The organism is Phycisphaeraceae bacterium, assembly GCA_019636735.1.
In the GTDB taxonomy this organism is placed as follows: Bacteria; Planctomycetota; Phycisphaerae; order Phycisphaerales; family SM1A02; genus VGXK01.
Genome location: JAHBWY010000008.1, coordinates 69770 through 90452, shown reverse-complemented (window position 1 = coordinate 90452; position 20683 = coordinate 69770). Strand labels below are relative to the sequence as shown.

Annotated in this window: 17 protein-coding genes; 11 read left to right on the top strand and 6 right to left on the bottom strand. The window is 65.1% G+C overall.

Annotation, left to right across the window (positions count from 1 at the left end; translation table 11 throughout):
- Window positions 1–56 precede the first annotated feature (56 nt).
- From KF724_11780 to KF724_11765, 4 genes are all read left to right on the top strand, one after another.
- Window positions 57–1133, top strand: a complete 1077-nt coding sequence (locus KF724_11780) for an amidohydrolase (protein ID MBX3356364.1) — start codon at window positions 57–59, stop codon at window positions 1131–1133.
- On the top strand, window positions 1130–2428 hold the full coding sequence (kynU, locus tag KF724_11775; protein MBX3356363.1) for a kynureninase: 1299 nt from the start codon (window positions 1130–1132) through the stop codon (window positions 2426–2428). Before KF724_11780 ends, kynU begins: the two co-directional genes overlap by 4 nt.
- A gap of 97 nt (window positions 2429–2525) precedes the next feature.
- Entirely contained in the window at window positions 2526–3908 is a 1383-nt protein-coding gene (locus KF724_11770) for an FAD-dependent monooxygenase (protein MBX3356362.1), read from the top strand.
- Window positions 3909–3915: 7 nt separating this feature from the next.
- Window positions 3916–4545, top strand: a complete 630-nt coding sequence (locus tag KF724_11765) for a cyclase family protein (protein MBX3356361.1) — start codon at window positions 3916–3918, stop codon at window positions 4543–4545.
- On the opposite strand, the gene KF724_11760 is transcribed toward KF724_11765, so the two are convergent.
- On the bottom strand, window positions 4538–5365 hold the full coding sequence (locus KF724_11760) for a glycosyltransferase family 2 protein (protein ID MBX3356360.1): 828 nt from the start codon (window positions 5363–5365) through the stop codon (window positions 4538–4540). The two genes, KF724_11765 and KF724_11760, sit on opposite strands and share 8 nt — an antisense overlap.
- Before the next feature lie 108 nt (window positions 5366–5473).
- Here KF724_11760 and KF724_11755 point away from each other — a divergent pair, with 108 nt between their 5' ends.
- Window positions 5474–6535, top strand: a complete 1062-nt coding sequence (locus KF724_11755) for a glycosyltransferase family 2 protein (protein ID MBX3356359.1) — start codon at window positions 5474–5476, stop codon at window positions 6533–6535.
- Here KF724_11755 and KF724_11750 read toward each other — a convergent pair.
- Window positions 6507–7508 carry a hypothetical protein gene (locus KF724_11750; GenBank protein ID MBX3356358.1) on the bottom strand — a complete coding sequence of 334 codons (1002 nt, stop codon included), beginning with the start codon at window positions 7506–7508 and terminating at the stop codon, window positions 6507–6509. The two genes, KF724_11755 and KF724_11750, sit on opposite strands and share 29 nt — an antisense overlap.
- 70 nt (window positions 7509–7578) lie before the next feature.
- Window positions 7579–9273 carry a choice-of-anchor I family protein gene (locus KF724_11745; protein ID MBX3356357.1) on the bottom strand — a complete coding sequence of 565 codons (1695 nt, stop codon included), beginning with the start codon at window positions 9271–9273 and terminating at the stop codon, window positions 7579–7581.
- 650 nt (window positions 9274–9923) lie between these two features.
- Here KF724_11745 and KF724_11740 point away from each other — a divergent pair.
- The 4 genes from KF724_11740 to KF724_11725 all read left to right on the top strand — a co-directional run bounded on the left by KF724_11740 (window position 9924) and on the right by KF724_11725 (window position 15759).
- On the top strand, window positions 9924–11171 hold the full coding sequence (locus KF724_11740) for a trypsin-like peptidase domain-containing protein (protein ID MBX3356356.1): 1248 nt from the start codon (window positions 9924–9926) through the stop codon (window positions 11169–11171).
- Window positions 11172–11282: 111 nt separating this feature from the next.
- The gene (locus KF724_11735) at window positions 11283–12452 is read left to right on the top strand and encodes a 3-dehydroquinate synthase (GenBank protein MBX3356355.1); all 1170 of its coding nucleotides are present in this window, start codon (window positions 11283–11285) and stop codon (window positions 12450–12452) included.
- A gap of 458 nt (window positions 12453–12910) precedes the next feature.
- On the top strand, window positions 12911–14176 hold the full coding sequence (locus KF724_11730) for a type II secretion system protein (GenBank protein ID MBX3356354.1): 1266 nt from the start codon (window positions 12911–12913) through the stop codon (window positions 14174–14176).
- Between the two features lie 425 nt (window positions 14177–14601).
- A complete protein-coding gene (locus KF724_11725; protein MBX3356353.1) occupies window positions 14602–15759 on the top strand; it encodes a type II secretion system protein in 1158 nt (385 codons plus the stop codon).
- 129 nt (window positions 15760–15888) lie between these two features.
- Here the strand turns inward: KF724_11725 and groL are convergent, their stop codons facing one another.
- From groL to KF724_11710, 3 genes are all read right to left on the bottom strand, one after another.
- A complete protein-coding gene (groL, locus tag KF724_11720) occupies window positions 15889–17529 on the bottom strand; it encodes a chaperonin GroEL (protein MBX3356352.1) in 1641 nt (546 codons plus the stop codon).
- Window positions 17530–17616: 87 nt separating this feature from the next.
- Entirely contained in the window at window positions 17617–17910 is a 294-nt protein-coding gene (locus KF724_11715) for a co-chaperone GroES (GenBank protein MBX3356351.1), read from the bottom strand.
- 49 nt (window positions 17911–17959) lie between these two features.
- Window positions 17960–18424, bottom strand: coding sequence for a response regulator transcription factor (locus KF724_11710; GenBank protein MBX3356350.1), 465 nt, complete (start codon window positions 18422–18424; stop codon window positions 17960–17962).
- A 295-nt stretch (window positions 18425–18719) separates the two neighbouring features.
- Between KF724_11710 and asnS the strand changes: the two genes are divergently transcribed.
- Window positions 18720–20216 (top strand): asparagine--tRNA ligase, encoded by a 1497-nt coding sequence (asnS, locus tag KF724_11705; GenBank protein MBX3356349.1) that lies wholly within the window; start codon window positions 18720–18722, stop codon window positions 20214–20216.
- Window positions 20217–20427: 211 nt separating this feature from the next.
- On the top strand, window positions 20428–20649 hold the full coding sequence (locus KF724_11700; protein MBX3356348.1) for a DUF2892 domain-containing protein: 222 nt from the start codon (window positions 20428–20430) through the stop codon (window positions 20647–20649).
- Window positions 20650–20683 lie beyond the last annotated feature (34 nt).

Sequence of the window (20683 nt, the reverse complement as noted above, 5' to 3'; positions counted from 1 at the left end):
GAACCACTCGTTGGAACATGCGGCCAAGTGCCCTCATGCGTACGCTGTGCTCTCCCGTGTGTCGCTCTCGCCCATGCACCGTCGACCTGCATACGCACATTCTCCCGGAGCACTGGGAGGACCTTGAAAGGAAGTACGGCTACCCGGGGTTCGTTCGGCTGGACCATGTCGCGCCATGCCGTGCGAACATGATCGTCGGCGATCGAGTCTTCAGGCAGATTGACGATCGCTGCTGGAGTCCGGAGCGGCGCCTCGCGGACTGTCGAGAGTCGGGTGTGGATCTCCAGGTTCTCTCGACCGTGCCCGTGATGTTCAGTTACTGGGCAAAGGCGCCGGACGCTCTTGACCTCTCGCGGATGCTCAACGATCACATCGCGGGGGTGGTCGCCGCGCACCCCAATCGCTTCGCCGCGCTTGGAACGGTCCCCATGCAGGATGTCGAACTCGCCTGCCGCGAACTCGATCGATGCCTCGACGAGCTTCGACTCCCGGGGGTGCAGATCGGTTCGAATGTGAACGGCACCAATCTCGGCGATCCGCTGCTGCGCCCCTTCTTCGCTCATGCGGCCGTCCGCGGCGCCGCGATCTTCATTCACCCGTGGGAAATGGTCGGCCGCGATCGCATGCCGACCTACTGGCTCCCATGGCTTGTGGGCATGCCTGCGGAAACGGCGCTGGCGGTGGCGAGCGTCGTGATGAGCGGCATGCTCGATGCGCTCCCGACGCTGCGCCTCTGCTTCGCGCATGGTGGCGGCAGCTTCCCCTTTACGCTCGGCCGCATTCAGAAGGGTTTCGATGAGCGCCCCGACCTGTGCCAGACGGACACGACCACGCCACCGCGCGAGGCCGCGCGGCGCCTCTACTTCGACACGCTCGTGCACGATGCGCGGGCCCTTCGGTTCCTGATCGATGTTGCAGGGCCTCGACGCCTCGCCCTCGGATCCGACTACCCGTTCCCGCTCGGAGAGGCGCGTCCGGGCGAACTCCTTCGCTCGCTGGAGTTGCCCGAGGGTGACCTCGCTCGCATGCTCGGTGGAACGGCACTTGAGTTCCTTGCCATGGATGCGCCGCCGCGGTCGTCGCCCGCTCCCGACACGACCACCACTGCCCCGCCGCGAGACGCACCACGATGACCACGATGCCCGCTTCGCTCGACATTGCGGCGCGAGACTTCGAGGTCTCGCGCGACTTCGCCCGCCACATGGATTCGATTGATCCCTTCGCATCCATGCGAGGTCGCTTCGCCTGTCCGCGCCGGCCCGATGGCTCCCGAGTCGCGTATTTCACCGGGAATTCGCTCGGCCTGATGCCGGTGGATGCCCGATCGCTGGTGACGGAGGTGCTCGAGGATTGGGCCGAACTCGGTGTCGAAGGTCACCTCGAGGGGCGACGCCCCTGGCTCCGCTACCACGAGGCGCTCGCCGAGCCGGGAGCGCGGCTGGTCGGCGGCCACGCCGATGAAGTCGTGATGATGAACACGCTCACCGTGAACCTCCACCTGATGATGGTGAGCTTCTATCGACCAGCGGGGCCGCGCACGAAGGTCCTGATGGAGGCGAGCGCGTTCCCGAGTGATCACTACGCGATTGAGACCCATGTGGCGTCGCGCGGCCTCGACCCCGCGCGCACCGTGGTGAAGCTCACGCCACGGCAGGGCGAAGTGTTGCTCCGCACCGAGGACATCGTGGCGGAGATCGAGCGGCTCGGCGATTCACTCGCGCTGGTGCTTCTCGGTGGTGTCGGATTCACGACGGGGCAGTGGTTCGACATTCCGGCCATCACGCGGCAGACGCAGCGCGTCGGTGCTGTCGCCGGCTGGGACCTTGCTCACGCTGTCGGCAATGTCCCTCTCCAACTGCACGAGTGGGGTGTCGACTTCGCCTGCTGGTGCAGCTACAAGTACTTGAACTCGGGTCCCGGCGCCGTGGCTGGCGCGTTCATTCATCGCCGACATGCGCAGAACACGACGCTTCCGCGCTACGCCGGATGGTGGGGCAATGACCCGGACACGCGATTCCGCATGGAATCGGAGTTCGTCGCGCGACCGAGCGCCGATGGCTGGCAGCTCTCGAACCCGCCCATTCTCTCGATGGCTCCAGTGATTGCATCACTGGCGCTCTTCGATGAAGCCGGCGGTGTGGCGGCGCTCCGTGGCAAGAGCCGCGTGCTCACCGGATACTTCGACTACCTGCTCCGCGAGCGGGCGCCGCGCGGAGTGACCGTCATCACACCCGCCGATGCCGAGGCTCGCGGTTGCCAACTCTCGCTGCGCGTGCAAGGCGATGCCGCCGATCGCCAGAGAGATCTTGCGGACCGGGGCTTCTGGCTGGACAAGCGCGAGCCCGACATTCTCCGCGCCGCACCAGTGCCGCTCTACAACTCATTCGAGGAAGTCTGGCGACTCGTTGACGCGCTCGCCGCCGAATAGGTGGCGCTCGGGCCCGCGCCGCTTGGCGCTCGCTCCTTCTCTCTGGTGACTTCGTGCGCTTCCCTCCGCCTCACTCCCACCCGTATTCTCCGCCGCCATGCCCCGAGTGCTGATCGTCGGCGCCGGCCTCGTTGGAGCGCTTCTGGCTCATGAACTGGGCACGCGCGGCTGGCAGGTGCTGCTGGTCGAGCGCCGCTCCGACCCCCGCGCTCGAGGTGCCGTGGCGGGTCGATCGATCAATCTCGCGATCTCCGTACGAGGCTTCGACGCCCTCGACCGCGCGGGGCTTGGTGACCGGCTCCGCGAGCGTGCGATCCGGATGCCGGGGCGCATGATTCATCCACACACGGGCGCTCCCTTCTTCCAGCCCTACAGCCGCGATCCCACGAGGGCGATCCACTCCGTGAGCCGTTCGAGACTCAACATGCTCCTCCTTGAAGCCGCGGCGGCGCAGCCATCCGTCGAGATTCGCTTCGACCGGAGGGCGCTCGAAGTCGACTTCACACGACCGGCGGTGAGCTTCCTGCACGAACCGACGCAGGCGCAGGAGCGCATCGAGGCGGACATGGTCATCGGCGCCGACGGCGCCTACTCCGCCATTCGCGCCGCCATGCAACGCAATGAGCGCTTCGACTACCAGCAGTCGTTCCTGACCCACGGCTACAAGGAGCTCACGATTCCAGCGCTTGCCGAGGATGCCGACGCCCATGCGGTGGCACCGCATGCGCCCTTTGCCATGGAGCCGCAGGCCCTTCACATCTGGCCCCGCGGCGGCAGCATGATGATCGCACTTCCCAACCCCGAGGGGAGCTTCACCTGCACGCTCTTCTGGCCTTTCCGCTCACCCGCCGGCAGCGATCAACCATCGTTCGATTCGATTCGTAACGGTGTGGCGGCAACGGAGTACTTCCGAGCCCACTACCCCGACGCGCTGACCATGATGCCGACCCTGGCAAGCGACTTTGACGCCAATCCGATCGGGACCATGGTGACAATCCGCTGCGCGCCGTGGGTCTGGGACGGACGCACCGCCCTGATCGGCGATGCGGCGCATGCCATCGTGCCCTTTTATGGCCAGGGCGCGAACTGTGGTTTTGAAGACGCGGTCGCACTGGTCGCGGCCCTCGACGACTCGAAGAACGACATCCCCTCGGCCCTCGCCCACTATCAGGAGCGTCGCATGCGCCACGCGAATGCGATTGCCGACCTGGCGCTGGCCAACTTCATCGAGATGCGCGACAAGACGGCCAGCCGACTCTTCCATCTTCGAAAGAAGATCGATCACACGCTGCACGGTCTTCTTCCGAACCACTATCAGCCGCTCTACGACATGGTCAGCTTCTCGACCATTCCGTACGACGACGCGCGGCAACGGGCCCGACGCCAGGATCGCGCGCTGATGATCGGCGCTTCGGCCGTTCTCTTTGTGATCGCGCTCCTCCTGCTGCTCTTCGTGTGGGCCGTGTTCGCTCGAAGCTGATCTTGATATGCGACCGCTGATTGACATCTCTCCGCTCATCTCGCCGAGGCTCGCCGTCTTTCCCGGCGACACGCCATTTGCGCGCGAGGTCCTCATGGAGATGCAGCGCGGCGATCACATCACGCTCTCGACCATTCGCAGCACCGTGCATCTCGGCGCCCATGCCGATGCCGTGAGTCATTACGGTCGCGATGGCGCAACCATCGACGCGATGCCGCTCGATCTCTATCTCGGCCCCTGCCGCGTCATCGATGTCTCAGCCGCGGGCGCGCGAGGCCACCCACGGGTGACCATCGCCGACCTCGGCTCCGCGCCCATCGACGCGGCTCGCATTCTGCTGCGCACGAGCTCGTCGCCCGACGCGGAACAGTGGGCACCGAACTTCCTCGGGATCGATCCCGCGCTCATCGATCATCTCGCCGACCGTGGTGTCAAGTTGCTCGGAGTCGACACGCCCTCGGTCGATACCGCAGACTCGAAGGATCTCCCTGCGCATGCACGCTGCTTGGCCCGGACCATGGCCATCATCGAAGGGCTCGTTCTTCGCGAGGTGCCAGCGGGCACCTACGAGTTCATCGGCCTTCCGCTGAAGCTCGAGGGTTGCGACGCCAGCCCGATCCGCGCCGTTCTCAGGTGATCCGGTCGTGCCCTGTGCCGCGCCACCGATGCATGGCGATGGTGATCTGCTTCATGGCGTTGCCGGTCGCCAGCATCGAGGCCATCATGAAGCCGCGCCGGCCGTCGAGAAAGCCGCGGCGCAGCACATACTGCTTCAGGAACGCGAGACTCGGGCGCATGAGAATGTCGAAGACACCACCGCCGCGCTCGCCGGTCCGCGCCGCATCGCGCGAGTAACGGATGGAGCGGGTCCAGAAGTCCTCGAGATCGAACCACGAGTCATGACGCAGCGTGCCGGTCAGTCGACCGACGCCACCCTGCACTTCGATTCGATCGTGAATGCCGCGCCCGGTCGGCCCACTGCCAGCCACGCGGCCGCGACCACCTCGGACGAGGCGCACTCGATACTCCGGTTGAAAGGTGTGGTGGAGCCACCCCCCCTCGAAGAAGACCTTGCGATTGAGATCGAATGCATCGAAGGGCACGGCGCCCGGGGCGCCAGTTGCGTCGTCGTTGAGCATCCGCTCGATCGCCTGACGCAGATCGGGCTCCACGCTCTCATCGGAGTCAAGAAGGAGGATCCACGCGTGAGCCGCAGCCTGCTCGAGACAGAATGCACGCTGGCTCAACATGCCTTCCCACGCGCGGTGCACGACCTCGCAGCCGCGCCCGCGTCCGTAGTCGACGGTGCCATCGGTTGACCCTGAGTCAACCAGCAGCACGCGCGCCGACCACCCGTCCACCGAATCGATGAGCCGCGGAAGCGTCCGCATGCTGTTGAAGGTGCACACCGCCACGCAGAGATCGCGCGGCGGTGTTTGGGTGGACGGGGGCGCCATGGTTCCCATGCTAAGAGACTGCTCCAACGCCCGCGCGGCCTTCGCCCGGCAACGCGGAGGCAATCGATGCCGCGCACTTCGACCGTGCGCGGAGCGTAAACTTCCTGCATGAGCGTTGTTGGCGATCGCGCGACCGTCTCTACGGTGACGCCCATGTACAACGAGGAGGAGTGCGTCGAGGAGTTTGTGCGGCGCGCGGATTTGGCCCTCCAATCGCTTGGGCGTTCCTACGAGATCATCGTCGTCAGTGACGGCTCGAAGGATTCGACGGAGTCGAAGCTGCGTCAACTCGCCGAGCGCTATCCAGCGCTTCGAGCCTTCTGCCTCGCCCGCAACATGGGCCAGTGCGCGGCGATCGATGCGGGCATTCAGCAGAGCCGAGGAAAGTGGGTGGTCGTTCTCGATGGCGACCTTCAGAATCGCCCCGAGGACATTCCCACGCTCATCGCCCACGCCGAGCAGGGCAACGATCTTGTCTCCGGTCGACGCTGCGGGCGCCCCGAGTCAACGCTCTTTCGGATGGTCCCGAGCCGCATGGCGAACTGGCTCCTGCGGCGAGTGACCGGGTGCCCCGTCCGCGACATGGGCGGCTTCAAGTGTCTGCGTGGCGATCTCGCGCGTTCGCTGCGACTTCGAGCGGGGCAGCATCGACTCCTGCCGGCGATGGTCTGGCTTCGAGGCGGGCGCGTGCTCGAAGTGGATGTCAACGCCGCACCGCGCTTCGGAGGCAAGAGCCACTACGGTCTCAATCGCACACTCGATGTGCTGATCGACATCGTGATGCTCTGGTTCCAGTCGAGCTTCAAGAGCCGTCCGATGTATCTCTTCGGTCGAATTGCACTGGTGCTTCTCGCCATCGACGCGATCATCATGCCAGTACTGCTTTACCAGCGGCTGGTGCATGGCATCGACATGGGAACCCGACCGCCGTTCCTGATCGCCGTGATGCTCTTTCTCGCGGCGCTCTTCGTGCTGGCGAGTGGCTTCGTCCTCGAACTGCTCAGCGACGCCTACAACGCGAGCGTCCAGGCGCGGGGCTGGATCATCCGTGAGTCGATCGAGGGCCGGCGAGACGAGTCCCACCAGGAGACCACTGATCGCGAAGGCCCGCTTGCCGCTCACACGCCGAGCGCGCCACTCATCACGGCGCCTCGATCGCCGGCCTCGTGACGCGCATTCGGCCGTTCATCGAGCGCCAGTGGCCGGGGTAGGTGCAGACGAGCGGATAGGTCGCCGGCCGCGTCGGTGCGAAGAACCAGAGCAGACCCGTTTCGCCGGGATCGACAAGCCCCATCACATGCAGCACCTTGGGGGAGTCGGGCACATACTCGCGCTCCTTGCCCGCCAGCGTCGTACCGATGCGATCCGCGGCCACGCCGATCTCCGAGAGCGAACTTGGCGCGATGATGAGAAGATTGTGCTGCATCGTGTCGTCGTTGCGCATGGCGATCTCGACGACGGTGCCTGCTGTGACAGAGATGTCCTTCGGCTCCCAGCGCATCTGGCCGGGAACGCAGACGATCTCCACGCGCTGCACCGCGAAGCGCGCCGCTTCCGGCGGGCGCATTTCCTCGGGAACGACATTGATGGCGCGCGCCGCAGCGATCCTGACGCGCTCGGGACGCTCGGAGGATGCCGCTTCAATGAGCTCCTTCATCACCACTTCATCGGCAAGTTCCGCGGCGTCGCGAAGAGCCAGCAACCGAACGAGGTCGCGCTGGCCGGGGCAGCCGTCACAGGCTTCGATGACCGCGAGCGTCTCGACAACCTCGCTGCGACCGCTGGCCTTCGCGCGCTCGGCAATCGCGGCGCGTCGGACCTCCGGCGCCACACCCGCGTCGCGGAGCGGATCGACCTTCGCCGGCGGCGCCTCGGTCGCGGGCGCTGCCGTGTCGGGCGTCTCGCTCGCGCCCGCAGGCCGCTCCTGATCCGCGGTGCTGGAAGAATCGATCAACGCTGTCGCGGGAGTCTCACTCGATCCCCCGGGTTGGTCATGAGCCGCGGTGTCTGGTGAGCCGCTCGACCGTGCTGCAGATGGCTCGCCCTGGCCCAACGGCGTGACGGTCTCGGCGCGAAGCGGCGAAACGGCGCAGAGCAGCGCGATGGCGAGGGGCGACACACCGACGGCGTTGAATCGAAGCACGGGGAGAGCGTAGGCCCTGCAGCCGCGGCGCGGGGATGGGTCCTGGCCGCCCACCGATTGAATCCAGCCTCTACTCGACCATGACCTCGAAGAGCGTGGTCGTTCCGCTCACTTCGTTGCAGACGATCAGGAGTGGCCGACCGGTGGGGCTCACGCTGGCGGGTAGAAAGTGAACGCCCTCCGGTCCGAGGTCGCCCGCGGCGGCGAAGTGGTCCGGCACTCCGTCGCCATCGAGGTCAATCGAGAGATCCACCTCGGCCGCTCGCGGGTTCGCGTACCCGGCGAACTTCGGGGCGGCCGGATCGGTCGCGTCGAAGATCATCACTCCGCTGCTGCGCTCGAGAGTCACGATGAGCAGGCGTCGGCCATCGATCTCAGCAAGCGCCACCCCCTCTGGCTCAGGCCCCTTGGAGAGGCTTCGCGCATCAACCTTGGCCGTTCGACGGTGATCGGCGTTGAAGAGCGCCGGCGTGCGCTCCGCGACCATGCGCTCGATGATCTCACCCGAATCCCACGCCAACACAATCGCTGGACGCTCGGGTGCGGCACCGATCGCGGCAAGATCCACGCGCCACAGGGACATGGAGCGCGTGCCGAATGCGCAGAAGCGGCCGCCGAATGTCGCCGGTGCAGGCACACTGGAGACGAGCAATCTCCCTTCGGGAATCGCTTTCGCCTCGCCCCCGCTTGCCATCGCTCGCGCCTGATCGAGCGTGATGGCCTCATCGATGGTTCCCTCGCGCGCCTCGCCTTCATTCGCTGTCGCCAGCCAGAGTGCGCCCTCATGTTCGAAGGCGACCAGCGCATCGGGCTGGAACATGGCGAGCACCGGCACCGGCGCTGGATTGGCGACCCCGTCGGCAATTGCGTCAAGTCCCATGCCTGGAGTCATGGCATCGCGAAAGCCGAGAGGCTCGATCGAGACCACCTTCCGCTCCGTGACATCGACGATGGCAATGGCGTTGTTCTCCTGCAAGGTCACGAAGGCCCAGCGGTCGTTCGGCGAGAGCGCGATGTACTCAGGCTCGAGGTCCTGCGCCAGCGACCGCCCTGGCGAGACCACGCGAAGCCCGCGATTGATCAGCGCCTGGCGCTGCGGCTCAAACGCCCCGAATCCCGCCTCGGTGACCGTCGCCTGCTCGACACCCTTGGAGAGATCGATGAACGCGATTGTCCCCGGCGGATCGACTTCGCGATCGCGGAGCGAGGGTTCGCCTTCGCAGGCGACGAGCAGGGTCTTGCCATCTCGAGTGAAGCAGATCATGTCCGGGCCGAAGCCGACGACCATGCGCCGCAGCACGCGGGCCGAGGGGTCGTAGAAGTTCACGCTTCCGCGATCTCCAGGCGCTGGTCCCATTGCCGCAACCGCCACGAGATCGCCGTGCACCGCGACACTGGTTGGCCTGCGAAGGCGAATGGCATCGACTCGCACCGGTTCCGCCGGATTCGCAAGGTCCAGAACATCGAGCCCGACCGTGCCGTTGACGACAAAGAGCCGCCTCGTGGGCGCGTGATACGCGGCGATTTCCGAACTGGCCTTGTCGAAGAGGCCGCTCGAGTGACGGCCGACTACGCGAAGTCGAGCCGTGTCACCCTTGCTCCAGCCCGGTGGCGGGTCACCCACGGGCGGCGACGCCGGCGCGCTGGCCAGCATCGTGAGCGCAATCATCCACATCGCGATCGCGCCGCATGGCGCCGTCGCACTCCGGCAACGAGCGAACCCTCGTGTGAGCGCGGCGCCGCTCACTCGCGTCGCCAAACTCACCGCGCCGCTCGTACAACGACGGTTCGACTCTGTCCGCTTGAGCGCGCTGTGCCGCTGAGGAAGATTCTCTCCTGCTTCATGCTCATGTCCGCACTCGGTCATCGGGTTGCTCGTCAAGGGGGGATGGGGGAAATGGGGCTATGGGGGGATGGAGTTGCGGGGGGTGAATCAGGACCGCCCGCGGGCATTGGCTCGCGCGCGGCATTCACCTCATTGAACGCCAGGCACTGCCGTGCGAAAGCAACACAACCGCGGGCCGATGCTGCTCGGCACGCTACTGACCCCATCACTCGATCGCAGGTCGGGAAGATCGACTTGGCTCGATCTATGACAATCTGAATCGAATCCAAATGAATGGGCCGAGCGGCAGCCACCCTTCCGACAACAGCGGACGAAGCCGAGAGCAACGGGTGCGCTCGTCACGCCATCATCACTGCCGTCGCTCCGCCCCCCCTGAAGGCACTCACCGGGGAATCCCAAGTGGCGTATGTCTGTAATGACGATGTCCGCGCTGGAACGGAAGGATTCCCACCCTTGCTCCCGTCGGAATCTGCCCAGAGGAGTGCCGAACGATGCCCAACTCTCTGAACAACAAGTGCTTGACTGGTCGTCCTCCTCGCACACCGTTCGAGAGTTATCGGCCCGCACACATGCCGCGTGCAGTTCCGATCGTCGCGATGCTGGCGATCGGTTCCGGGTTGGCTTTTGCGGCCCCCGACGCACCACCCCCGATTCAAGGCGCGGCGACCACCTCCGCAGCAGCGGCCGGAAGCTCCGCCGATCCTCCCCGCTCCGCGCGTGAAGAACTCCGCTTCGCCCGAACCCTCTCGCACGCCTTTCGTGAAGTGGCGCGTGAGCTGGCACCCTCCGTGGTGTCGGTGACCACCATCGATCGGAGCTCCATGCCGGGCCTTCCGCCCGGACAGCGCGCACCCGACCGTCGAGGCCAGGGCAGCGGGGTCATCATCACGCACGATGGCTTCATCGTCACCAACTTCCATGTGGTGCGGGGTGCAAGCGAGATCATTATTCGATTGATGGATCGCCGCGAGCTCCAGGCGAGCGTCGTTGGCGTCGATCCCGACACCGATCTCGCCGTGCTCAAGGTCGATTCGAGCGGGCTCGTGCCCGCCCGCTTCGGTGATTCGGAGGCGATCGAGCCGGGCGAGTGGGTGCTCGCGCTCGGCAATCCCTTCGGTCTCGAGCAGACGCTGACCGCAGGCATCATCAGCGCGAAGGGTCGCTCCGGCATGGGACTCGCGACCTATGAGAACTTCCTTCAGACCGATGCGGCCATCAATCCCGGCAACAGCGGTGGACCGCTGGTGGATCTCGATGGCCGTGTTGTCGGCATCAACACGGCGATCTCGAGCACCGACGGCGGCAATCATGGCGTCGGCTTCGCGATTCCTGCGACCATGGTCGAGCGCGTGGCTGCTGAACTGATCGATCGAGGCCATGTGCAGCGGGGCTGGCTCGGGGTCGGTGTCGCCCCGGCCGTGCAAGGCAATCGAGCGCTTCGGGGCGCGCTTCTCTCGCATGTCGCGCCAAACACACCTGCATGGAACGCGGGACTTCGCGCGGGTGACCTGATCCTGAAGCTCGACGATTTCGAAGTCGAGAACCCGACCGAGTTCATTCGAGAGATTGGCGAGCGGCAGCCTCGAAGTGAGATCGTCGTGACGGCACTGCGACAGGGCACCACTGTGCAAACCCGCGCGGTGCTCGGCGAGCGGCCGACCCCAGCGCGTCGAGATGCGTCGGAGGGTCCCGAACCTGCCGAGGCCCCAGGAGCGGCCACGCCCGAGCCTGGCGTTCGTGAGCCTGCGAGCGGCCAAGCCCCGAGCGATGGGGAGCGCTCTGTCCGGAAGCGCGAGCGGGCTGCGCCGATCAAGTGAACTGTCACGGGCTTCTTCGCAACGACCGCGCGACTCGCGGCCTGACGGCATGAGTCGCGTCTATCCTCATCACTTGGCGGAGCGCCCTCGGTCTCGCACCGACTCCGTCGCATTCATCAGATTCAGCTTCCCGAGCGCTTCTTGGACTCCCCCTTCTCAGTCAAGTTCACCCATCGGGTCTCATTCACCCGCGGGCTGTTCCGCGCCGAGAACGACGCGCTCACCCAGGCCCTCAACGGGGGCGAGCCGAGGGTCGTCGCCTTCGTGGACGATGGTGTGCTTCGCGCCCGCCCCACGCTCGAGCGCGAGCTTCGTGAACGACTGGAGCTTGACGCCTCTGCGCCACGGCTGGTCGGGTTCTATCCCGTGCCCGGCGGCGAAGCGAGCAAGAACGATCGCTCCGTAGCCGACCTGGTGGTGCAGGTGGTCGATCAGCACCATATCTGTCGGCGGAGCTGGGTGCTGGCCATCGGTGGCGGCGCGGTCCTAGATGCCGTCGGCTACGGCGCTGCGGTGGCGCATCGAGGCGTGCGGCTCGTTCGGATCCCCACGACGGTTCTGGCCCAGGATGATGCCGGCCTCGGAGTGAAGAACGCCATCAATCGCTTCGGCAAGAAGAACTTCGAGGGCACCTTCGCCGTGCCTTGGGCCGTGCTCAACGATGCTGACTTCCTGTTGACCCTCGCTGATCGAGAGTGGCGGAGTGGTTTCAGCGAGGCGGTGAAGATCGCGCTTCTGAAGGACCGCGACTTCTTCGAGGAGATCGAGGCGAAGGCGGGGCGCATTCGCGACCGCGATGAAGAGGCGGCTCTTCCGGTGATTCGGCGCTGTGCCGAACTCCACCTTGACCACATCGTGCAAGGCGGCGATCCCTTCGAGTCGGAGCGAGCTCGACCTCTCGACTTCGGGCACTGGTCAGCGCACAAGCTCGAGCAACTTTCGAATCATCAGGTCACCCATGGCGAGGCGGTGGCCATCGGAGTAGCGCTCGACACGCTCTACTCCGTCCGGATAGGGTGGCTTCCCGAGAGTGACGGTGTGCGCGTCATCGCATGCCTGACCGCGCTTGGGCTTCCGACATGGCATCCGCTCTTGCTCGCGCCCAGTCTCGAGGCTGGCCTCAATGAGTTCCGAGAACACCTTGGTGGTGAGCTTTGCGTGACTCTCCTCCAAGGCATCGGTGCCGCGCGCGACGCCAACTCCATCGATCGCTCGGCCCTCCGTCAGGCGATCGGGGACCTCGAGAAGATCACCGATCGCCACCTGAAGAAGGCTTCTTGACGACATTTGACCTACTTTGGCTGATGAATCGCGCTCGATGACGAGAATTGACCGATCCCGGTGAACACTATGGATAGACCAGCCGCAAGCGATGTTTTGGACGCATACTTCGTGGAAAACAGGGCTAAAGTGCTGGATCTTGCTGGCTTCATGGACCGTTTCCAGAGATCACATGGGTCGGCCAACACGGCTGCGGACCACCGCTGGGTGGCGATCACCAAGGCGCTTGAGATCTTGCAGGACGGCAAGGGTGACCGAGCGAGAAGGGTCCTGGAACTCTGGAGCGACCCCTCTTTGGAGCCGATTCCACATGCCAGCGTAAAGGGTGCAACCGGAGCATGGCCCGGGCTCGGACATAGGGGTGTCTGAGTCGAGCTGTCGTCAGGCTCGGCGCCTTCATTCAACTCGGCAACAGGCCTCTGCCACTGAGGCCTGAGAGTGTCCGCAGGTTTGCCGTCATGTCTCACGCCTGCGAGGTGTCGGTGCTCAATCGAGCATCCTGTCAGTCAGCCAGCCGTCGTGCTGGTGCTACGGCCATCGCGCCGCATTTGAGGAGTCTCATCGTGAACGAAAACCTTCGACTGAACCCCCGCTCGAGGGGCGGCTTCACCATCATCGAGTTGCTCGTGGTGGTGACGATCATCGCCCTGCTCATCGCGCTTCTCGTGCCTGCCATCGGCAAGGCGCGCGAAGCGGCCATGCTCACCCAGAGCCTCGGCAACCTCCGCAACATGGGCACCGCGTGCGCCAACTATGGCGCAGCCTGGAACGATCGGCAGTGGACCCTCTCGGCCGACGATGTCGGACAGTACGGCAACTCCTGCTGCTTCGCCGAATATGTCGCCGCAACCGGCGGCTGCCCCGCGAGCACCGTCCTTGGCTGGGGTGGACAGTGCCCGCCCTCTGGTACGAAGGGCCTCTGGGGCTACTGGCTGCCGTGCGGCGGCATCAGCTCGGGCAATGCGGGGAACTGGGTGGTCACCTGGCCGTTCCAGTTCGGAACGCAGTGCGGCGTGAGCAACGCCACCGGCTTCGGCTCTTGGCGCATGGCCAACTGCCAGAGCTTCAACAACTATGTGAATGGCAAGTTCTACGACCGCACCTTCTACGCTCCCAAGGACAAGGTGCTGCTCTCTCGCGCGGAGTGTGCCTTCAGCACCGGCGATGACTTCACCATCCTGAACGACATCGCCGATGGCATCGTCTTCACCTCGTACTGCTTCAGCCCGGCGGCAATGTGGTCACCCGATGTCTTCTCCGCCAAGGGCTTCAGGGTTCCCTGCTCACAGTCGAAGTCGGCGTGGCGCAGCCCGAGCGTGAGCCAGGCCTCCTATCCCGACCTGAAGACCCGCATGCTCGAGCATCACTGGCTTCAGAATCAGCAGGGCGGTGAGTACAACGGCAACTTCACCGGCACGCAGGAGCCCTGGTACTTCAACCTCGCCTACAACTCGGCACCAGCCACGCTCTTCTTCGATGGCAGCATTCGAGTTGAAGGTGTCGCGGCGGCGATGAACGCCGATCAGCAGGTCTTTGCCCAGAATCAGGGTCAGCCCGGCATCGTGAACCCGGGTCTCTGGGTGCGCAACATCCCGACCGGTCCGTGGACCGGGTACGGCGGCTACTACACGCTGCCCGCCCGCTACGACGACCAGGTCAACACCAGCTATCACGTCTTCACGACGGATGGCATCCTGGGCCGCGACTTCGTCACCGGTTCCTGAACCGGTGGACAAGCCGGGCTCGACCCTCTCGGGCCCGGTTCCAGTCGCGTTCGCAGTGCATGTCACAGGGGCCAGCCTTCGGGCTGGCCCTTGTTCGTTGCAACCAAGGTCTTCGATCATAAGATCATAGACAACAGATCCTTATAACTCGTGCGCCGTGCGATCGAGGCGATCCCGTCGGACCGCTGTGAGCACCAATCCGAGCGGGTCTCCCTCCTTCAATTGAGGAGGCCAGCCTCGCTTTGATTGAGACCGGAGATACACTTTGTCTTGGCGTCGGGCTCCCCGCGAGGGGGCCTGTCGAACTTCGCAGGAACGCCACCATTTCTCGATCCTGCGAGCCAGGGCGTCGGCGTGGGTCGCCCAGGATTCTCTTCTTCGGCTTCGCGCTGCATTGCGCACACTGCCGAGAAAGGACATTGATCATGTTGGAAACCCGTTCGCACCGAAGGCGCACAGGCGGCTTCACCATCATCGAGTTGCTCGTGGTGGTGACGATCATCGCCCTGCTCATCGCGCTTCTCGTGCCTGCCATCGGCAAGGCGCGCGAAGCGGCCATGCTCACCCAGAGCCTCGGCAATCTCCGCAACATGGGTACCGCGTGCGCCAACTATGGCGCAGCCTGGAACGATCGGCAGTGGACCCTCTCGGCCGACGATGTCGGGCAGTACGGCAACTCCTGCTGCTTTGCCGAGTATGTTCAGGCCACCGGCGGCTGCCCCGCGAGCACCGTTCTCGGTTGGGGTGGATACTGCCCGCCCACCGGTCAGGCCGGCCTCTGGGGCTACTGGCTCCCGTGCGGCGGCATCAGCGTGGGCCTAGCTGGCAACTGGGTGGTCACCTGGCCCTTCCAGTTTGGAACGCAGTGCGGTGTGGGGAACGCCACTGGCTTCGGCTCTTGGCGCATGGGCAACTGCCAGAGCTTCAACAACTATGTGGGCGGCAAGTTCTACGACCGCACCTTCTATGCACCGAAGGACAAGGTGCTGCTGACTCGCGCGGAGTGCGCGTTCGCCCGCGGTGATGACTTCACCTACCTCTCCGATGTGCAGGACAACATCGTCTTCACCTCGTACTGCTTCAGCCCGGCGGCGATGTGGTCACCCGATGTCTTCTCAGCAAAGGGCTTCAGGATTCCCTGCTCACAGTCGAAGTCGGCGTGGCGCAGCCCGAGCGTGAGCCAGGCCTCCTACCCCGACCTGAAGACCCGCATGCTCGAGCATCACTGGCTTCAGAATCAGCAGGGCGGTGAGTACAACGGCAACTTCACCGGCACGCAGGAGCCCTGGTATTTCAACCTCGCCTACAACTCGGCGCCCGCCACGCTCTTCTTCGACGGCAGCGTGCGCGTTGAAGGTGTCGCGGCGGCGATGAACGCCGATCAGCAGGTCTTTGCCCAGAATCAGGGTCAGCCCGGCATCGTGAACCCGGGTCTCTGGGTGCGCAACATCCCGACCGGTCCGTGGACCGGATACGGCGGCTACTACACGCTGCCCGCCCGCTACGACGACCAGGTCAACACCAGCTATCACGTCTTCACGACGGATGGCATCCTGGGCCGCGACTTCGTCACCGGTTCCTGAACCGGAACACACATCGGGTCCGCCCCTCTCGGGCCCGATTCGAAGCGCGTCGAGCACGCATGACAAAGGGGCCAGCCTTGTGGCTGGCCCCTTTCCTTTTCTCTCCTCGCGAATCTCCTGATCAGGTGATCAGTAGTCCATGTCATCCATGCCGCCGCCCGCCGGGGCCGCCGCCTTCGCCTTCTTCTCCTTGATCTCGGTGATGGCGCAGTCGGTGGTGAGCAGAAGGCCCGCGATGCTCGCGGCGTTCTGAAGAGCGACCCGCTCCACCTTGGTGGGAACGATCACTCCAGCCTTCACCAGGTCACCGTAGGTTCCGCTGACTGCGTTGAAGCCGAAGTTCGCGTCGGTCGACTCCTCGACCTTCTGCGCGACGATTGAACCGTCGAGACCACCGTTGGCGGCGATCTGCTTGATGGGTGCCGCGAGGGCGCGATTCACGATGTCGACACCGACGCGCTCATCGCCGGAGAGGTTCTTGCGAAGCTTCTCGAGCGCCTTGCGGGCCCGCAGGACGGCCACGCCGCCGCCGGGGAGGATGCCCTCCTCGACCGCTGCACGGCAGGCGTGCAGGGCGTCTTCAACGCGCGCCTTCTTCTCCTTCATCTCGACCTCGGTCGCGGCACCGACATTGATCTGCGCCACGCCGCCGGCGAGCTTGGCCAGGCGCTCCTGGAGCTTCTCGCGGTCATAGTCGCTCGAGGTCGCCTCGATCTGCGACTTGATCTGCTCGATGCGGCCCTGAATGTCCTTCGTCTTGCCGGCACCTTCGACGATGGTGCACGCGTCCTTCGAGACGGTGATCTTCTTGGCGCGGCCGAGTTCGGAGACCGTGACATTCTCAAGCTGGATGCCGAGCTCCTCCATGATCGGCTGACCGCCGGTCAGCACCGCGATGTCCTCGAGCATCGCCTTGCGACGATCACCGAAGCCCGGTGCCTTGACGGCGCAGACCTTGAGCACGCCGCGCAGCCGGTTCACCACCAGCGTTGCGAGCGCCTCGCCCTCGATCTCCTCGGCGACGATCAGAATGCTCTTCCCGCTCTCGGCCACCTTGCCGAGCACCGGAAGGAGGTCCTTCGCGCTCGAGATCTTCTTCTCGTGGATGAGCACATAGGCGTCCTCGAGAACGCATTCCATGCTGGCCGGATCGGTCACGAAGTGCGGGCTCAGCCAGCCCTTGTCGAACTGCATGCCTTCGAGCAGCTCGACCTCGGTCTCAAGGCTCTTGCCCTCTTCGACCGTGATGACGCCATCCTTGCCGACCTTGTCCATCGCCTCGGCGATGATCTTGCCGATGGTGGTGTCCTGATTCGCTGAGCAGGTGCCGACCTGAGCGATCTCGGTCGAGTTCTTGATCGGCTTGCTGAGGCGGCCGAGTTCCTCGACCACAGTCTTGACCGCAGCATCAATGCCGCGCTTCACGGCGTTCGCGTTGGCGCCCGCGGTGATGTTCTTGAGGCCCTCCTGGAAGATCGCCTCGGCGTAGACCGTGGCGGTGGTGGTGCCGTCGCCAGCGTCCTTGCTGGACTTGCTGGCAACTTCCTTCACCATCTGCGCGCCCATGTTCTCATAGGCGTCGTCGAGTTCAATCTCCTTGGCCACGGTGACGCCGTCCTTGGTGACGGTCGGTGCACCGAAGCTCTTCTCAAGGACCACCACGCGACCTGAGGGGCCGAGGGTGACCTTCACCGCCTTCGCGAGCTTCTGCACGCCGCGAAGAATGCGCTCGCGCGCGTCGTTGTCATATGCAATCTGCTTGGCTGCCATGGTTCAGTTCCTTGAATACGCCAGAGGCGCGTGGGATGCGAAGCGCCGGGGACCGTGCGGGGTCCGACCGCGGCGCGGATGCTCGACTCAACCCTCGATGACGCCGAGGATGTCGTCCTCGGTCATGATGAGGAAGTTCTCTCCGTCGATCTTCACTTCGGTGCCGGCGTAGCTTGAGAAGATGACGCTGTCGCCCTTCTTCACCGTGAACGGAAGGCGCGTGCCGGTCTCCCGATTCAGGTTGCCATCGCCGACGGCGATGATCTTGCCCTGCTTCGGCTTGTCCTTGGCGCTCTCGGGCAGGTAGATGCCCGAATCAGTCTTGGTGGCGGCCTCGTCGCGACGAACGAGGATCTTGTCTCCGAGCGGACGAACCTTCATCTTCAGATCTCCTGGTGGTGCAAAGTGACTTCAATGGTGTGACGACGAATCACGCGATCTCGCCGGGCCAGCGGTCGCCGAAGCGACGCGCCACCACGGCGTGCAGAACATGGAGGAGTTGCTCGACGGGCACGGGGCGATCGACGACCGCGAACGCGCCCCAGGCGAGTGCATCCATCAATCCCTGGCGATGCTCGCGGAGCGAGGGCGACTTCGGCCGCACCACCACCATCGCGGGCGGCCGCTGCATGCGGCGCAGCAATTCGATGACGCGACCACCGGCGGCCTCGTGCCGACCCGGGGGATCATCGATGGGAATGGAGAGATCGACGACTGCAATGTGCACAGGCTCGCGTCGAACAACACGGTCCGCCTCCGAGGCCGATCGAGCCGCAACGCAGCGCACGCCCAGCGGCGCCAGCAGCGGTGGAAGCTGCCTGGCGAAGCTATCGTCCTGCCAGGCCCCGTCGGCAATGAGCAGACTGAGCCTCGATGGCGAGGTCGGGGCGGGCATCGAATGGCCGGAGCCGAAGTGCATGAGCCGGTCGAGACGCAACTGCCGTGCCACCCTGCCCCAATGAAGGGCGCCCAGGAAATCCACTTCCTCCGCTTCCTATGGCCTTGCGCGGGAGGAGCACAGGCCCCTGCATGATGGTGGCGCGGGCAGGCCCCGGAGCGGCTGCCAAAACGGCGGACAGGCCCGCACCCATCTGCGGAAGTTCTCGGCAACGGACCAAGCACACCTGAGCTCGGCCGCTCGCCTCTTCATGCTTGCGGGCGATTCCGTCACCCTCCAAGATGGTCGTTCCATGACCCCTGCCACACCCCCCGTTGCCGCGCGACCGCTCGCCGTGACCCGCCACCCCGAGTCTCCGGCGGCCATCGATCCATCGCTCCCGGTGCTGTCGGTGGCGGAGATCAGGCGCAACCCCACCGTGATCGAGCCGCCGCGCGTGGTGGTCCGCGGATGGGTTCGCACGCGACGCGACTCGAAGGCGGGCATCTCCTTCGTGAGCCTCTCCGACGGAAGCTGCTTCGACACGCTGCAACTGGTGGTCCCGAACACGCTGGCGAACTATGCAGGCGAAGTGGCGCGCCTGACGGCGGGGTGTTCGATCGAAGCGGCGGGCAAACTCGTCGCGGGGCAGGGCAAGGTCCCTGCGCTTGAACTCCAAGTCGATGAACTTCGCGTGCACGGCTGGGTGGAGAACCCAGACACCTATCCGATTCAGCCGAAGGCGCACACCTACGAGTTCCTGCGCGAAGTCGCGCACCTGCGTCCGCGCACGAACACCTTCGGTGCGCTCGGTCGCGTGCGAAACTCGCTCGCTCAGGCGACCCACCGCTTCTTCCACGAGAACGGCTTCTTCTGGATTCACACGCCGATCGTGACCGCGAGTGATTGCGAGGGAGCGGGAGAGATGTTCCGCGTCTCCACGCTCGACCTTGCCAACCTGCCGCGCACGCCGGAGGGAGGAGTCGACTTCTCGCAGGACTTCTTCGGACGCGAGTCGCATTTGACCGTGAGCGGCCAGCTCAATGTGGAGTGCTGGTGCCTGGCGCTCTCCAAGGTGTACACCTTCGGTCCAACTTTCCGCGCCGAGAACTCGAATACCAGCCGTCATCTTGCCGAGTTCTGGATGATCGAGCCGGAGATCGCCTTCGCCGACCTCGCCGCCGATGCGGCGCTGGCCGAGGGCCTTCTCAAGTCGATCTTCCGCGCGCTGCTTGAGGAGCGCGGCGATGATCTCCGCTTCTTCGCCGAGCGCGTCGACAAGGGCTGCATCGAGCGCCTGGAGAAGTTCGTCGAGGCGAGCTTCGAGCGCATGGATTACACCGACGCGATCAAGGCGCTCGAGAAGGCGGTGGCGGGCGGACACTCCTTCGAGTTCCCCGTGAAGTGGGGCATCGACCTCCAGAGCGAGCACGAGCGCTACCTGACGGAGACGCTCGTCGGGCGCCCGGTGGTCGTCATGAACTACCCGAAGGAGATCAAGGCCTTCTACATGCGACTGAACGACGACGAGCGCACTGTCGCGGCGATGGACATTCTCGCCCCGGGCATCGGTGAGATCGTCGGCGGCAGTCAGCGCGAGGAGCGCTTGGATGTGCTCGATCGCCGCATCGACGAGATGAAGCTTGAGAAGGAGGCGTACTGGTGGTACCGCGATCTGCGCCGCTACGGAACGGTGCCGCACGCAGGGTTCGGGCTCGGCTTCGAACGGACCGTCTCCTACGCGACCGGCCTCGGAAACATCCGCGACTGCATTCCCTTCCCGCGCACACCGAAGAACTGCCTCTTCTGAGAAGCGGCGCCGTGGCGTGCGCCCCGGTGCCGATGAAGGAGGGGGCCGCGAGCGTGGATCACCCGCCGCGCGAATGTCCGCCCGTGCGGCCTGCATTTCGGTTCAGGCTCTCAAGTCCGACAGTGAAGCCGCGACGCGTTCTGACGCGAACGACGAGACACTCGAGCGAACGAAGCGACGACCGCGGACACACACGAACGAGGATCCCCTCATGCAATGCAACATCAATGCGAAGGGCAAGGCTGTGCGGCTTCTCATCGGAACGGCCTCGCTCGTGGCGGGCCTCGCACTGCTCGGGTGGTGGTGGACGCAGGGCGCGGAGTGGGCGCTCTACACCGGGCTCGGTGCAACCGCGGGTGGCGCCTTCGGCATCTTCGAGGGTGCCGCAGGGTGGTGTGCAGTGAGGGCCATGGGATTCAAGACGCCGATCTGATCGGCCAAGGCTCGTGCCGACGACGCTTGCTCAC